Annotated in this window: 12 protein-coding genes; 3 read left to right on the forward strand and 9 right to left on the reverse strand. The window is 72.4% G+C overall.

Features of this window, described 5'->3' with window-relative positions; genetic code table 11:
* Positions 1-3 precede the first annotated feature (3 nt).
* The 4 genes from CP984_RS22460 to CP984_RS22475 form a co-directional block, all read right to left on the reverse strand.
* On the reverse strand, positions 4-1512 hold the full coding sequence (locus CP984_RS22460; RefSeq protein WP_078587101.1) for an FtsW/RodA/SpoVE family cell cycle protein: 1509 nt from the start codon (positions 1510-1512) through the stop codon (positions 4-6).
* A gap of 50 nt (positions 1513-1562) precedes the next feature.
* The gene (locus CP984_RS22465) at positions 1563-2864 is read right to left on the reverse strand and encodes an LCP family protein (protein WP_043979853.1); all 1302 of its coding nucleotides are present in this window, start codon (positions 2862-2864) and stop codon (positions 1563-1565) included.
* A gap of 55 nt (positions 2865-2919) precedes the next feature.
* Entirely contained in the window at positions 2920-4344 is a 1425-nt protein-coding gene (locus tag CP984_RS22470; RefSeq protein ID WP_003987198.1) for a sensor histidine kinase, read from the reverse strand.
* A 64-nt stretch (positions 4345-4408) separates the two neighbouring features.
* Complete coding sequence (locus tag CP984_RS22475) at positions 4409-5089, reverse strand: response regulator transcription factor (protein WP_003987196.1); 681 nt, start codon at positions 5087-5089, stop codon at positions 4409-4411.
* An 835-nt stretch (positions 5090-5924) separates the two neighbouring features.
* Between CP984_RS22475 and groES the strand changes: the two genes are divergently transcribed.
* Complete coding sequence (groES, locus tag CP984_RS22480) at positions 5925-6233, forward strand: co-chaperone GroES (RefSeq protein WP_003984505.1); 309 nt, start codon at positions 5925-5927, stop codon at positions 6231-6233.
* A gap of 103 nt (positions 6234-6336) precedes the next feature.
* Positions 6337-7959 carry a chaperonin GroEL gene (gene groL, locus CP984_RS22485; RefSeq protein WP_003984504.1) on the forward strand — a complete coding sequence of 541 codons (1623 nt, stop codon included), beginning with the start codon at positions 6337-6339 and terminating at the stop codon, positions 7957-7959.
* Between the two features lie 88 nt (positions 7960-8047).
* On the opposite strand, the gene CP984_RS22490 is transcribed toward groL, so the two are convergent.
* From CP984_RS22490 to CP984_RS22510, 5 genes are all read right to left on the reverse strand, one after another.
* Positions 8048-9097 carry a hydroxyacid dehydrogenase gene (locus tag CP984_RS22490; RefSeq protein WP_030184568.1) on the reverse strand — a complete coding sequence of 350 codons (1050 nt, stop codon included), beginning with the start codon at positions 9095-9097 and terminating at the stop codon, positions 8048-8050.
* Between the two features lie 29 nt (positions 9098-9126).
* Positions 9127-10062 carry a carbohydrate ABC transporter permease gene (locus CP984_RS22495; RefSeq protein ID WP_003984502.1) on the reverse strand — a complete coding sequence of 312 codons (936 nt, stop codon included), beginning with the start codon at positions 10060-10062 and terminating at the stop codon, positions 9127-9129.
* Positions 10062-10982 carry a carbohydrate ABC transporter permease gene (locus tag CP984_RS22500; RefSeq protein WP_003984501.1) on the reverse strand — a complete coding sequence of 307 codons (921 nt, stop codon included), beginning with the start codon at positions 10980-10982 and terminating at the stop codon, positions 10062-10064. The genes CP984_RS22495 and CP984_RS22500 overlap by 1 nt, the downstream gene beginning before the upstream one ends.
* The gene (locus tag CP984_RS22505; protein ID WP_003984500.1) at positions 10979-12292 is read right to left on the reverse strand and encodes an ABC transporter substrate-binding protein; all 1314 of its coding nucleotides are present in this window, start codon (positions 12290-12292) and stop codon (positions 10979-10981) included. The genes CP984_RS22500 and CP984_RS22505 overlap by 4 nt, the downstream gene beginning before the upstream one ends.
* Before the next feature lie 150 nt (positions 12293-12442).
* Positions 12443-13621 carry a LacI family DNA-binding transcriptional regulator gene (locus CP984_RS22510; RefSeq protein ID WP_030184564.1) on the reverse strand — a complete coding sequence of 393 codons (1179 nt, stop codon included), beginning with the start codon at positions 13619-13621 and terminating at the stop codon, positions 12443-12445.
* Positions 13622-13893: 272 nt separating this feature from the next.
* Between CP984_RS22510 and CP984_RS22515 the strand changes: the two genes are divergently transcribed.
* Entirely contained in the window at positions 13894-15834 is a 1941-nt protein-coding gene (locus tag CP984_RS22515) for a DUF2264 domain-containing protein (RefSeq protein ID WP_003984498.1), read from the forward strand.
* Positions 15835-15854 lie beyond the last annotated feature (20 nt).

Below are 15854 nucleotides of genomic sequence, written 5' to 3' on the forward strand. Positions count from 1 at the left end.
GCTCTAGCCGCGTCGGCGGGCGCGGCGCCCATGGCCGCCGCCTCCCTGCACGGCCGGGCCCGGCAGCGCCGCCACCACTCGCGGCGTGGCCTGTGTCTCGTCGGGGTCGGCGGCCCGCGCGCGCCGCCGCGTGCCGCCCCGCCCGCCCGGCGGCCCCACCGGCTCGCGCCGCCGCTGCGCGCTGTCGCTGATACGGATGAGCAGCGCCACCATCACCCAGTTCGCGACGAGCGAGGACCCGCCCTTGGCCAGGAACGGCAGCGCCTTGCCGGTGAGGGGTATCAGCCCGGTGACGCCGCCGGACACGACGAAGACCTGGAGCAGCAGCGCACTGGCCAGGCCCACCGCAAGCAGCTTGCCGAAGGGGTCGCGGGCGGTGAGCCCCACCCGCAGGCCGCGTTGCGCGAGCAGGACGTACAGGAGCAGTACGGCCATCACGCCGGCCAGGCCCAGTTCCTCGCCGACGGTGGTGAGGATGAAGTCGCTGTTGCCCGCGAAGCCGATCAGTTCGGGGTGGCCCTGGCCCAGGCCCGTACCGCTGATGCCGCCGCTGCCGAAGCCGAAGAGCGCCTGCGCGGCCTGGTCGGATATCAGGCCCGGCGGCCGCTCCTTCTCGGGCAGGAAGATGTCCATGGGGTGCAGCCAGGCCATGACCCGGCCTTTGACGTGCGGCTCGGTCGTGCCGACGACGGCGGCGCCGACCACGGCCATGGCCAGGCCGCAGAGCACCCAGCTGGTGCGTTCGGTGGCCATGTAGAGCGTGATCACGAAGAGGCCGAAGAAGATCAGCGACGTACCGAGGTCACGCTCGAAGACCAGCACCAGCAGGCTGATGATCCATATCGTGAAGATCGGTCCGAGCTGGCGGCCGGGCGGCAGCTGGACGCCCATCACCCGGCGCCCGGTGAGCGCGAGCGCGTCGCGGTTCAGGGTCAGATAGCCCGCGAAGAACACCGCGATCATGATCTTCACGAACTCGCCGGGCTGCAGCGACAGTGGCCCGATGAAGATCCAGCGCTTGGCGCCGTAGGTGTCCGCGCTGAAGAACGCCGGTGCCATCAGCAGCACCAGCGCGACGGCCATCGTCAGATAGATGTAGCGCTGGAGGAAGCGGTGGTCGCGCAGCAGCATCAGCGTGCCCGTGCACACCGCCACCCCGATCACCGTCCACACCAGCTGCCCGCCCGCCGCCGGGGCCATGTGCAGGCTCGGTTTCGCCACGTACGTGATGTCGAGGCGGTTCAGCAGCACCAGGCCGATGCCGGACAGCAGCGTGGCGAGCGGCAGGATCAGCGGGTCGGCGCGCGGCGCGAAGCGGCGGACGACCAGGTGCGGGACGAGCGCCATGAAGAACATGGCGGCGGCGAAGCCGGGCAGCCCGTCGGGCAGCTTGCCGGTCATCGACAGGCCGGTGTACGTGTAGCCGAAGACCGTGATCAGCACGGCGAAGGCCAGCAGCCACATCTCCGTACGCCGCCGGTTGGGGGCCTGGGCCAGGGCGGCGAACGTCATCGTGCGCTCGGCGTCGCTCTCCGGGCCCTCCTGGGGCCGGAGCGAGCTCGTCAGTCCACGCACGGGATGCCTCCGCCATCGATCATGGGAGCCGTCTGCCCGGAACCTCCCGCCCCGGAACCGGACTCCACCGCCGATGGGGAAGACGAGGGTGACGGTTGCAGGGTTCCCGCAGGTGAACGGGGTGCGGCCGAGGAGGTGCCGGAGGTGTCACCGGACCCGGCCGAGGCGCCGGGCGCGGCACTGCCGCCGTTCGCCGCCCCGGTCTCCCGGGCGACCAGTCGCCGGATCTTCTCCGGGTCGACCAGGTTCACGTCCTCGCCGCGGTGCTTGGCGAAGCCCTCGACGGGCAGCGTGGAGAATCGTACGTTACCGCCCGAAAGGTTCTTGGCCTGCTCGACGAACGACAGCAGGTCCCAGCCATCGTCGATCACCAGGTCCTGCTTGGCGACGTCCATCAGCTTCAGCAGCCGCAGCGGGTCGGTGAAGGTGCCCGCCGAGTTCAGCTTGTGCGTGGCGGAGGCGAGGAACGCCTGCTGGCGGCGCGTACGGTCCAGGTCGCCCGCGGGCAGGCCGTGCCGCTGCCGTACGAACGCCAGCGACTGCGGCCCGTCGAGGGTCTGCCGCCCGGCCGGGAAGTCGGCGCCCGAGTACCGGTCCTTGACCGGATGCTTCAGGCACACCGGCACACCGTCGAGCGCGTCCGCGATGTGCAGAAAGCCCACCAGATTGACTTCCGCGAAGTGGTCGACCGGCACGCCCAGGAAGGTGCGCACCGTCTCGATCTCGGCGCGGCGGCCCGCCTCCCGCCCCTCGTGCTCCAGCCGGTCGTGGTCGGTGACGCCCTGGCGCGCGAGCCGGTCCTCCGCTGCGGCCTTGGCCAGCCCGTACGCCTTCTTGATCTTGTCTTTGCCGTGTCCTGGGATGTCCACGAGGTCATCGCGCGGAATGGAGAACGCGGTGGCCCGGCCGCCGTCGGCGGGCACGTGCAGCAGGATCAGCGTGTTCGTGTTGTAGCCGCCGATCTCGGACGAGGCGCCCGCGTGCAGCTTCGCCAGTACGTCCTTCGGCAGAGCATCGCCGTTGCGGTCCTTACGGCTGTCCAGCCCCATGAGCAGGATGTTGGTCGCCCCGCCGGACGACTTCGGCGCGCCGTCGCCGAGCGCCCGCGACGAGCCGATCTGCCCGGCCAGGTCCCGGTAGAAGTACCAGCCCGCACCGGCGGTGCACAGCAGAAGCACACAGACGCACAGCGCGAGCCTGCGCAGCACACGGCGCCGCGGTCTGCGCCCGTGCCGGCGCCCCTGCGGGCGGGGTGCGTCCGGGGTGGCGGGCCTGCGACGGTGCTTCATCCGAACAGGCTGGCCGGGCGGGGCTGAAAGAAGTCTGAAGGTTCTGAAGGCGGGTTCAGGAGCGGGCGGGGGCCCCGGACTGTCCGGGCGCCCCGGGGAGTACGGCCACGAAGCGCGCGCCGGAGCGCCCGTCCTCCCGGTCGCGTACGGACAGATCGCCGCCGTGCGCACGGGCGATGCCGCGGGCGATGGCCAGGCCCAGCCCCGTACCGCCGCTCTCGCGGTCGCGCGCCGCGTCCAGGCGGGCGAAGCGCTCGAAGACGCGCTCGCGGGCGGGCGGCGGAATGCCGGGGCCGTCATCGATCACTTCGAGGACGGCCTGGTTCTCTACGGCCTGGTTCTCTGCGGCGGCACCCTCCCGGGCCCGCGCGACGACCCGGACCTCCGAGGCCGCGTGGCGCAGCGCGTTGTCGACCAGATTGGTCAGCAGACGCTCCAGCTGCGCCGGATCACCCCGTACGGGCACGGGCTCGTCGGCCACCACCACCAGCCGGGGCCCGCCGCGCGCCGGCCGGCGCGCGGCCTCCTCGGCCGCCAGCAGAGCCAGGTCGACCGGCTCGGCGGCGCGCGGGGCATGCGCGTCGAGGCGGGCGAGAAGCAGCAGGTCGGCGGCGATCCGCTGGAGACGCTCGGTGTCGCGCAGAGCCGCCTGTACGGAGGTACGGAGATCGCCGGCGGGCGGGTCGGCGGCCAGCGCGACCTCCAGCCGGGAACGCACGGCCGCGATCGGATTCCGCAGCTCGTGCGACGCGTCGGCGACGAACTGGCGCTGCCGGGTGACCGCCTGCTCCAGCCGGTCCAGCGTGGCATTGACCGTACGGGCCATCAGCGCGATCTCGTCACCGCCCGCCGGATCCGGCACCCGCCGGTCCAACTCGCTCTCGCTCACCGCGGCCAGCTCCGTGCGGATCGCGGTGACCGGGCGCAGCGCCAGCCCCGTCACCGCCCAGGCGATGGCGGCGGCGAGCGCGATCAGTGGCGGGGCGCTGGCGAGCAGGGCGACGCCGATGGCGTGGGTGGCGTCGTCCACGTCCGAGAGCACGGTGAGCGCGTACACGTACCGCACCCGGCCGCCCTCGCCCGGCGGCGTCGCCCGCACCACGACCACGTCCGCACGCGAGCCGCCCGCCGTCGCGGCCGGGGCGCCGGTCAGGACACGGTCGGCGGAGTCCTGGCCCGGCGGCGGGCGCAGGTCCCGCAGCTCAGCGGCCAGCGGATCGGCTGACCGCAGGCTCGTGGCGACGACCCGGCCCGCCTCGTCCAGGACCAGCACCAGATCGACACCGTCGGCCGGCGACGTCAGTACGCCGGGGAGCGCCCCGGTGTCGGCCTGCGCGGCGACCTTGCGGGCGGCCACCTCGGTGCGGCTGGTGGTGTTGTCCAGCAGGTTCGCGCGCAGCAGCGCGTAGAGCCAGCCGCCGCCGACGGTCAGCACGAGCGCCATGGCCAGGGCGGCGGCTGCGGCGGTGCGGCCGCGCATGGAAGTCGGATGCCGGTGCCAGAACCGGGTGGTCCGGTTCTGGCTCTGGTGCTGTGTGCGGGGTTCAGTCCTCACCGGGTGCCATTCGGTAACCCGTGCCGTGCACCGTACGGATCGAGTGGCGGCCGAACGGGGTGTCGACCTTCTTGCGGAGGGACGAGACGTACACCTCGACGATGTTGGGGTCCACGTCGGCCGGTGAGTCCCACACCTCGTCGAGGATGTCGCGCTTGGCGACCGCCTGGCCTTCGCCCGCCATGAGGCAGCGCAGTACGGCCAGTTCGCGGGCCGTCAGCTCGATGTCGGTGTCGCCGCGGCGGCAGCGGCGGGCCTCGGCGTCCAGGGTGAGATCGCCGCACTGGAGCGTACGGGGGCGCTCGGCGGCGCGGCCGCGCCGGGTGAGGGCGCGGAGGCGGGCGAGCAGCACGACGAAGGAGAACGGCTTGGTGAGGTAGTCGTCGGCGCCCGCGTCCAGCCCCTCGGCCTCGTCGTACTCGCCGTCCTTGGCGGTCAGCATCAGTACGGGCGTCCAGTCGTCGCGGCGCCGCAGCCGTCCGCAGATCTCGTACCCGCTGGGCCCCGGCAGCATCACGTCCAGCACGATCGCGTCATACGCCGCGGAGAGCGCCAGCTCCAGCCCCCGATGCCCGTCCCGGGCCACGTCCACCCAGTGCCCCTCGGCCGCCAGCCCCCGACGCAAGGAGTCGGCCAGCCCCTCTTCGTCCTCCACGACCAGTATGTGCATGGGGCCATTGTGCGGGGTGTGCCCTGGTTTGTGGCGTCGGCTGGAGGTGGGTGTGGCCCCGGTGGGGGTGCGGGTTTGCGCCTGGGGTTCGGTGGGTGGGGGCTCGGGGCCCCGCAGGGGTCTCTCCTCGTTGCCTGGAGCGGCCGAAGTGTATGGACGCAACCGGGGCTTCGGTCGCCTGCGGGGAGACCCCTACGTGTCCCCGAGCCCGCGCCGTGGGCGGCTTTCCCGCCGCCGTGGCGGGGGTCTTTTACAGACCCCTGGCGGCCGGACCCATGCGGCCCCCTCCGCACGACGCGGAGCCGCCCGGGCCCTGCGCCTACGCAAGGGCGAGCTTCCGCTCATGGGGGGGGCGCGCACCAGGCTTCTTTCCCCCTCCCCCCACCGGCCCGCACACGCCACACCGACGGGAGGGGGTGTGCAGGGGGACACTCCCCGCAGGCGACCGTTACATGGTTGCGTCCAGACATGACGGCCACTCCAGGCGCCGAGGAGATGGCCCCCTGGGCACCCCCGCCCCACAACAAAGCCAATGCGTATCCGCGCGAAGCGCGGTCCAGACCCCCACCCCACCCGCCGCGCCAGCGGCATGCATGGGGTACCCCCACCCGGGGCAAAGTGACCGACGGCCCCGTATCGCCCCCCACCGCGCCGCGACGCAATTGGCACTCCGCTTGACCGAGTGCTAACCGCGTCATAGTCTCGGCCCTGGCACTCTCCACCGGGGAGTGCCAAACACAGCGACGGGCAGGTCCGGCACCCGCGACGACGGATCCACCTGGTCGCCACCTCAGACAGTTAACCCCGTGAGATCTCCGAAGGGGGAGGTCGGATCGTGACGACCGCCAGCTCCAAGGTTGCCATCAAGCCGCTTGAGGACCGCATCGTGGTCCAGCCGCTCGACGCCGAGCAGACCACGGCTTCGGGCCTGGTCATTCCGGACACTGCCAAGGAGAAGCCCCAGGAGGGCGTCGTCCTGGCCGTGGGCCCGGGCCGCTTCGAGGACGGCAACCGTCTTCCGCTCGACGTGAACGTCGGCGACGTCGTGCTCTACAGCAAGTACGGCGGCACCGAGGTGAAGTACAACGGCGAGGAGTACCTCGTTCTCTCGGCGCGCGACGTGCTCGCGATCGTCGAGAAGTAATTCACCGAAGATTGCCTTGATCTGCGCCCCTGGTTCCCGCGTCTAAACAACCGGTCGCCCGGGGCGCAGCTCGTTGGAGAGAACGACTAAGGACACGTAACTCATGGCGAAGATCCTGAAGTTCGACGAGGACGCCCGTCGCGCCCTTGAGCGCGGCGTCAACAAGCTTGCCGACACCGTGAAGGTGACGATCGGCCCCAAGGGCCGCAACGTCGTCATCGACAAGAAGTTCGGCGCCCCCACGATCACCAACGACGGTGTCACCATCGCCCGCGAGGTCGAGATCGACGACCCGTACGAGAACCTCGGCGCGCAGCTGGTGAAGGAGGTGGCGACCAAGACCAACGACATCGCTGGTGACGGCACCACCACCGCCACCGTGCTGGCCCAGGCGCTGGTTCGCGAGGGTCTGCGCAACGTCGCCGCCGGTGCCTCCCCGGCCGCCCTGAAGAAGGGCATCGACGCCGCGGTCAAGGCCGTGTCCGACGACCTGCTCGCGACCGCCCGTCCGATCGACGAGAAGTCCGACATCGCCGCCGTCGCCGGTCTGTCCGCCCAGGACAAGCAGGTCGGCGAGCTGATCGCCGAGGCGATGGACAAGGTCGGCAAGGACGGTGTGATCACCGTCGAGGAGTCCAACACCTTCGGTCTGGAGCTGGACTTCACCGAGGGCATGGCCTTCGACAAGGGCTACCTGTCGCCGTACATGGTCACCGACCAGGAGCGCATGGAAGCCGTCCTGGAGGACCCGTACATCCTCATCCACCAGGGCAAGATCTCCTCGATCCAGGACCTGCTGCCGCTGCTGGAGAAGGTCATCCAGGCCGGCTCCTCGAAGCCGCTGCTGATCATCGCCGAGGACGTCGAGGGCGAGGCCCTGTCGACGCTGGTCGTCAACAAGATCCGCGGCACCTTCAACGCGGTGGCCGTCAAGGCCCCCGGCTTCGGTGACCGCCGCAAGGCGATGCTCGGCGACATGGCCGCCCTGACCGGCGCGACCGTCATCGCCGAGGAGGTCGGCCTCAAGCTCGACCAGGCCGGTCTGGACGTGCTGGGCACCGCCCGCCGCGTGACCGTGACCAAGGACGACACCACCATCGTCGACGGTGGCGGCAAGTCCGAGGACGTCGAGGGCCGCGTCAACCAGATCAAGGGCGAGATCGAGACCACGGACTCCGACTGGGACCGCGAGAAGCTCCAGGAGCGTCTGGCGAAGCTGGCCGGCGGCGTCTGCGTGATCCGCGTGGGTGCGGCCACCGAGGTCGAGCTCAAGGAGAAGAAGCACCGTCTGGAGGACGCCATCTCCGCGACCCGCGCCGCGGTCGAGGAGGGCATCGTCTCCGGTGGTGGCTCCGCTCTGGTGCACGCCGCCAAGGTGCTGGAGGGTTCGCTCGGCAAGGAGGGTGACGAGGCCACCGGTGTCGCCGTCGTCCGCCGCGCCGTCGTCGAGCCGCTGCGCTGGATCGCCGAGAACGCCGGCCTGGAGGGCTACGTCATCACCTCGAAGGTGGCGGAGCTGGAGAAGAACCAGGGCTTCAACGCCGCCACCGGCGAGTACGGCGACCTGGTGAAGGCCGGCGTCATCGACCCGGTCAAGGTCACCCGCTCGGCGCTGGAGAACGCCGCGTCGATCGCCTCCCTGCTGCTCACGACCGAGACCCTGGTCGTCGAGAAGAAGGAAGAGGAGGAGGCCGAGGCCGGTCACGGTCACGGCCACGCCCACTGAGGCACCTCAGCCCGTACGAGGCCCGGTCCCCTTTCGAGGGGGCCGGGCCTCGTCCCGTTGACGGCCGGTGTCGGGTGCTCCGGTGTCTTCAGGCCGAGCGGTCGAGCTCTTCCGGGCGTACGGGGTCGGCGAACGGCAGCCCCTTCGTGTAGCGCTCGATCTCGTCCAGCGCCTGGTCGGCCATGCGGTGCAGTTCGCCGCCGAGGGAGCCGGCGATGTGCGGGGTGAGCAGGACGTTGGGGAGGTCGTAGAGGGGGGAGCCCGGGGGCGGGACCGGGGGGTCGGTCACGTCCAGGACGGCGTTGAGGCGGCCGGATACGAGTTCGGGGAGCAGCGCCGACTCGTCCACCAGCGCCCCGCGGGCGGTGTTGATCAGGGTGGCGCCGTCGGGCATGAGGGCCAACTGCCGTACGCCGATCAGGTGATGGGTGGCGGGCAGTTCGGGCGCGTGCACGGTGACCACGTCGGAGGCGGCGCAGAGGGCATCGAGGGGAGCGAGGGTGACGCCGAGGCGGGCGGCCTCGGCCTCGTCCACGTATGGGTCGTGGAGGAGGACCGCCAGGTCGAAGGGGCGCAGCAGCTCGATGACGCGGCGGCCGATGCGGGAGGCGCCGATGACGCCCACCGTGCGCTGGTGGTTGCCGGCGCCCTCCAGGTCGGGGTGCCAGTTGTGGGGCGCGCGCAGCGCGCGGTAGCGGTGCGCGGTGTGCAGGACGCGCTTGTTGGCGAAGAGGATCGCGGCGAGCGTGTATTCGGCGACGGGGCGGGCGTTGGCCTCCGCTGCCGAGGCGACGGCGATGCCCCGTTCCCAACAGGCTTTTCCTACATACGGTTTGACCGAGCCGCCGGCGTGGACGACGGCGCGCAGGCGCGGGGCCCGATCCAGGACGGTGGCGGTCAGCCGGGGCGCGCCCCACGAGATCAGGAGGATCTCGGCGTCGGCCAGCGCGGCGGCCACGGCCGGGGTCGGCGTGGCCAGGTCGTGGGCGACCAGGCCGGGGTCGGTGCGGGTCAGGTCCGCAAGGCGAGTGCGGTGGTGGTCCGTGAGCAGGCGTCCGGCGAGGCCCGGCTCCATCGCGAGCAGCAGGGCGGGGCGGGAAAGTTCCTGGTCAGGGCGATTGTCAGTGGTGTGGTGCATGGTGGAAGCGTGCTCCTGGTCCGGGGGCGTCACTGGACGCTTCCGGCGGCGAGTCCGGCCTTCCAGTGCCGTTGGAGGGTCACGAAGGCGATGATCAGGGGGATGACGGCGAGGAGGGAGCCGGTGACGACGAGGGGGTAGAAGGACGGCTCGCCGTGGGCGTTGCCGTGCCAGGCGTACAGCCCGAGGCTCACGGGGAAGAGCCGCTGGTCGGAGAGCATCACCAGGGGGAGGAAGAAGTTGTTCCAGATCGCGGTGAACTGGAAGAGGAAGACGGTCACCAGGCCCGGCGCGACCATACGCAGGCCGATGGACCAGAAGACGCGCAGCTCGCCCGCGCCGTCGATACGGGCCGCCTCCAGCGCCTCGTCGGGGATGTAGCCCGCGCTGAAGACCCGCGCCAGATAGACGCCGAACGGGTTGACGAGCACGGGCACCAGCACCGACCAGTAGGTGTTGACCATGCCGGTCCTGCTCGCCAGCAGGTAGAGGGGGAGGGCCAGCGCCGTGGTGGGGACGAGCACGCCGAGCAGGACGGCACCGAACAGCTTCTCCTTCCCGGGGAATCGGTACTTGTCGAAGGCGTAGCCGGCGGCCACGCAGATCAGCGCGCACAGCGCGGCGCCGGCGCCCGCGTACAGCAGGCTGTTGGCGTACCACCGGAAGTAGATGCCGCCGCCCTCCGTGGCGAGGCGGGAGAGGTTGCCGGCCAGGTCGAAGCCCTCGAAGGACAGGGCGTCACCGGCCAGCAGGCCGCCCGCGTCCTTGGTGGCGGCGGTGACCAGCCAGACGAGGGGGAAGAGCGTGTAGAGGACGGCGAGGGCGAGGGCCGCGTTGACGGCGGCGGGGGAGAGCCAGCGGCCGCGGGGGCGGCGGGCTGCGGTGCGTACGGCCGGGGTGCGGGACGGGCGTACGGGCGCGGGGGCCGCCGGGCCGGTGACCGCGGTGCGGGGCGGGAGCGCCATCAGGGCCTGCCCTTCGGGTGGGCGAGCGGGGGACGGGGGCCGCGCGCGGAGCGGGCGGAGAGGCGGGTGACGCAGAAGGACAGCAGCGCGGCGGCGAGGGCGAGCAGGACGGACGAGGCGGCCGCGAGGCCGTAGTCGTTGCGGGCGAAGGCGGCGGTGTAGGCGTACATGTTCGGCGTCCAGGAGGAGGTGACGGCGGAGCCGGAGCCCTGGTTGAGGATCAGCGGCTCGGTGAAGAGCTGGAGAGAGCCGATGACGGTGAAGAGGGCGACCATGACGAGCGAGGAGCGGATGAGGGGGAGCTTGACGGCGGTCGCGACGCGCCAGGCGCCCGCGCCGTCCACGGTCGCCGCCTCGATCACCGAGCGGTCGATGGCCTGGAGGGCGGCGTAGAAGATGACCATGTTGTAGCCGAGCCACTCCCACAGCGCGATGTTGACGACGGAGGGCAGCGCGCCGGAGGGGGACAGGAAGTCGAAGCCGAGGCCGCCGGACTCCATCGCGGCCACGACCGGGCTGAGTTGGGGCGTGTAGAGGTAGACCCAGATCAGGGCGGCGATGATGCCGGGCACGGCGTGCGGCAGGAACAGGGCGAGCTGGAAGAAGCGCCGGGCGCGGGCGAGGGCGGAGTCGAGCAGCAGGGCGAGCGTCAGCGCGCCGGCCAGCAGAAGGGGGAGGTAGAGGGCGCAGTAGCCGAGGAGGACGAGGAAGCCGTCGCGGAAGGCGTGGTCGCCGAGCGCCGCCGCGTAGTTGCCGAGTCCGCTGAAGACCGTGTGGGTACCGCCGAAGCCGAGGCCGGACTGCTGCTCGGTGAAGAGGCTGAGCCGGACCGCGTAACCGATCGGGATGACCATGACCACGGTGAACAGGGCGAAGAAGGGGGTGAGCAGAACGGCCGCGGCGCGCGCTTTGGCGCTCACCGGCCCATGACCTTCAGGCCGCGCTTCCTCAGCTCGCGCACCGTCGCGTCGCTCCCGGCGCGTACGGCGTCGGCCAGCGAGCCCGCGCCGCCCGCCGCCCTGCCGAACTCGTCCTTCAGCGTGGTGTTGGTGGTGCTGGTGGCCGGGCCCCAGCCCCAGTTCTCGTTGACCGAGGCGGCGGCCGCGTCGAAGAGGGCGTAGACGTCCTGGCCGCCGTAGTAGCGGGTGTCGAAGGCCCGCTTGGCGACCGGGCGCAGGGCCGTGGCGGCCGGGTAGGCGCTGGACTCGCCGGAGGCGACCCGGGCCCGGACGGCCTCGGGCGCGGTGGACATCCAGGCCGCGAACCGCACCGCGGCCTCGGCGTGCCGGCTGCTCTTGGTCACGGCCGTCGTCGAGCCGCCGAGCATGCCGCTGGCGGGTCTGCCGTCCCAGGTCGGCACGGGCGCCGCCGCCCACTTGCCGCTCTGGTCCGGCAGCGTGCCCTTCAGCACGCCCGCGCCCCAGGAGGCGCCGAGGTAGCCGACGGTGCCGCCGCCGCGGAGCGAGTTGGTCCATCCGGGGCTGAAGGAGACATGGGTGTGGACGAGGCCGTCCTTGAGGAGGCCCTGCCAGTAGGCGGTGACCTTCCTGGTCGCCGGGCCGGTGGTGTCGAGCTTCCAGGAGTCGCCCTGGGTGGCGAACCAGCGGGCGCCCGCCTGCCAGGCCATCGCCTCGAAGGTGGTCGGGTCGTCGGGGAAGAACGTCCCGATGCGGGCCTTCGGGTCGGCCTTCCTGGCGGCGGCCGCGGCGGTGCGGAAGTCGTCCCACGTACGCGGCACTTCGATCTTGTGCCGGGTGAAGAAGTCCTTGCGGTAGTAGTAGACCTGCGGCGCGGCGTCGAAGGGAACGGCCCAGTTCCGGCCGCCGAGGGTGGTCAGCCGGACGGCCTGCGGCAGCAGCTTTTCCTTCAGCTCCGGCGTCACATACGGGGTGATGTCCTTGATGGCGCCCTGGCTGACGAACTCCGGGAGCGTCGGGTACTCGACGCTGACCAGGTCGGGCGCGTTGCCCGCCTTGACCGCGTTCGAGATCTTGGCGTAGCCGCCCGCGGTGCCCGAGGGAATCTCCTCGAACCGTACCTTCGTGTCCCGGTGCGCGGCGTTGAACGCGTCCACGGCCTGCTTGGTGCCCTTGGTCCAGCCCCAGTACGTGAGGGTCACGGGGCCTTCGCTCCCGGCGGCACCGCCGCCGCAGGCCGGCAGCAGGATCAGGGCGGTGAGGCCGCCGGCCAGCGCGAGAGTGGTCCGTCTTCTGCTCCAACTGGTGCTCATGGCGCGGCTCCTGAGCGGGTGAAGGGGCGCGGCGCGAGGGGGATGGCCGCGATCCGCGATCCTTGGGCCGGGTCTGAGCGAAGTCAAGAGCGAAAGATTGATTGATCGAAAAAAGAACAGGATGGGGGAGGCTGGTGCGGCGTACGGGGGTCAGGCCCCGCCCGCACCCGCCCCGCACGACGCCCGTACCCGCAGCGCGGGGAGCAGCGCCAGATGCCGCCGCGGCGCGGGCTCCCCGACGGCGCCCCCGTCCTCGGTCCTGTGGGAGTCCCCGCCCACAGCAACCCCGCCGGCACCCGTGTCGGCGCCCCCACCCCCGTCCCCCCACTCCCGCAACCGCTCCACCAGCAGCCGCGCCGCCTGCCGTCCCACCTCGCGCTTGGGCGGCGCCACCGCCGTCAGCGGTGTGTCCGCCAGGGCCGCCACCTCGTCGTCGTACGCGACCAGGGCCAGGTCGTCCGGCACCCTTACGCCCAGCTCGGCCAGCCGCTGCACCATCTGGATCGCGTCCACGTCGTTGTGCACCAGCGCCGCCGTCGCCTCCCCGGAGGCCACCGCCGCGTGCAGTTCCCGTACGGCCCGCTCGAATCCCGCCGGGTCCGTTTCGGCCGGTACGGACTCGATCACCGGCCGCGGCCCCGGCACGTCGAGGGCGCGCAGCGCCGCCGCGTACCCCTCGCGCACGGCGATCGCCGTCGGGCTGTCGGCGCGGGCCACCAACAGCGGCACCCCGTGCCCCTGCTCCGTAAGGTGACGCAGCGCCAGCAGCACGCCGTGGCCGTGGTCCGAACACACCCGGTCCAGCCCGGCCAGCGGCCCGTCCGGCGGCACGTTCCGCTCCAACAGCACCACGGGTACGGGCAGTTCGGCCACCCAACCGCCGTGTTCGACCGGGTCTCCGGGTCCTCGCCAGCCCGGCGCCACGAGCAGCCCTTCCGCCCCGGCCGCGAGCAGTCCCTCGGCGCGCGCCGGGTCCTCCTCGGGGCGGTAGTCCGAGATCCGCAGCACGAGCCGCGCCCCGGCGCGCGCCGCGGCCTCGTGGGCGCCCCGGATCACATCGGCGAAGTAGTACGTGGCCGAGGGCGCCAGCAGCCCCAGCACGCGCCCTTCGCCAACGGGCGCGCGCCCCCGGACGCCCCGCTCCCGGGGCCAGGACACCGCCCCGTGCACCCGGTCCAGCAGCCCCTTCCCGGCCAGCGCCTCGACATCGCGCCGTACGGTGACGGGTGAGACGCCGAGCTGGTCGGCCAGGTCGGTGACGCGGGCCGAGCCGCGTTGCCGTACCAGGGCCAGCAGACGGTCATGACGTTGCACAGCACGCTCGCGCACGGCGGCAGCCCCCTCGCGGTGTGGTGGACCGGTGACGGCGGGCCCCCGGACCCGTCTTCTCCGCATCCGGACACGCACCCGGACGCGCCCTTGGACACGCACCCGGACGCGCATCCGGCCCGCGCCCGGACACCCCTCCGGCCCGGATGGAGACGCACCCTAGTCCAGGGTGATCGAACGGCACAGGAACCGGTCATTCGATCGGATTCCCTTGACCTTCGATCGCCGCGAGCCGAGGATTTCCAGGGTCGTCGACCGCAAGGAAAGCGCCCATGACCGTGCCGTCCTTACCGCACCCCACCGGCCGCGAGGCCATGCCCCTGCCGCCCGAGGACCGCGAGCTCAGCCCGTACACCGGCTGGACCCGCGCGCACTGGGAAACCACGGCGGACCACCTCCTCCAGGCGGTGGTCCCGCACGCCTCGCCCCGCAACGGGCTCATCAACCTCCCCGGCGTCCGCCCGAGTTGGTCCGGGCCGCGCTCCGACGGCCTCGAAGGCTACGCCCGTACGTTCCTGGCGGCGGCCTTCCGGGTGGCCGGCAGCCGCGGCGAGGACCCGCACGGCCTGCTGACCCGCTACGCCGAAGGGCTCGCCGCGGGCACCGAGCACCCGGTCGACGAGCCGGGCCTCGACGCGCACCCCGACGCCTGGCCGCTGATTCCCGGCACCCGCCAGGCCATCGTCGAATCCGCCTCCGTCGCCCTGGGCCTGCGCCTGACCCGCCCCTGGCTGTGGGACACCCTGGACGAGGAGGTGCGCACCCGCGCCGTCGACTGGCTGCTGCCCGCCCTCGACCCACCGCCCATCGACAACAACTGGTGGCTCTTCGGCCTGACCGTCGGCGGCTTCCTCCTGGACGCGGGCGTCGAGACGGAGCGCGCGCAGGCGTCCGTCGACCGCGCGCTGGAGCGCATCGAAGAGTGGTACCGCGGCGAGGGGTGGTACAGCGACGGCCCCAACCAGTCCTTCGACCACTACAACGGCTGGGCGCTGCACTTCTATCCCGTTCTGCACGCCCACCTTTCCGGCGACCGCGCCCTGCTCGGCACGTACGGCGAGCGGCTGAGCGCCCATCTCGACGGCTACCGCCGCATGTTCGACGCCAACGGCGCCCCGATGCCGTTCGGCCGCTCGCTCACCTACCGCTTCGCCACCCTCGCCGCCCCCTGGCTCGGCGCGCTCACCGGCCACACCCCGCTCAGCCCCGGCGCCACCCGCCGGCTGACCTCGGGCACCCTGCGGCACTTCCTCGACCGGGGCGCGGTGACGGCCGAGGGGCTGCTGCCGCTCGGCTGGTACGGCCCGTACGCGCCCATGCTGCAGGGCTACTCGGGGCCCGCCTCCCCGTACTGGGCGTCCAAGGGCCTGGCCGGTCTGCTGCTGCCGGACGGCCACCCGGTGTGGACGGAGACCGAGGAGCCGCTGCCCGCCGAGACCGCGGACGCCGTCACCACGCTGCGCGCGCCGGGCCTGCTCGTACAGTCCACCGTGGCGGACGGGCTGGTCAGGCTGCACAACCACGGCAGCGCCTCGGTCTTCGGACCGGCCGACCCGAACTACGCGCGGTTCGCCTACTCGACGCGTACGGGCCCTTCGGCCGCCGAGGACGCCCCGGCCGTCATGGACACCGCCGCGAACCCCGGCTCGGACACCACCGCGAACCCGACCCCGGACAACCACTTCGCCCTGCTCGTGGACGACGTGCCCACCGGCCGCGGCACCGTGCGGGCGCTCGGCGCCGGCCCCGGCTGGGCGGCCTCCGCGCACGTCCCGTGCCGCGCGGACGGTTCCGACATCGCCGGTGTACGGGTCGTGTCCGCGACCCTGGCGCACGGCCGCGCCGAGGTGCGCGCCCACCTGGTCACCGGGGCCGCGCCCGGCACCCCCGTACGCCAGACCGGCTGGGCCGTCACGGAGGACGGGCCGACCGCCCAGCTCCACCCCGTACAGGGCTTCGACGCGGACGCGCGGACCGTACGGACGGGCAGTACGCCCTTCGGGGAGCACACCCGCACCGCCTGCCTCGACGGCACGGTGCCCGACGCTCCCGACGGCGCCCTGTTCGTCTCGCTCGCCTCGCTCACCGCCGAGGCGGCGCCGGGACCCGTGCACAAACTGGCCGAGGTACGGGTCACCGACCGCCACACCCTCCACGTGACCTGGGAGGACGGCTCCGGCAGCACTCTGTCGCTCGACTCGCTCGACGGCTGACGGGGCATCAGGCAGCGCAC

It is taken from the genome of Streptomyces rimosus, from assembly GCF_008704655.1.
GTDB classification, from domain to species: domain Bacteria; phylum Actinomycetota; class Actinomycetes; order Streptomycetales; family Streptomycetaceae; genus Streptomyces; species Streptomyces rimosus.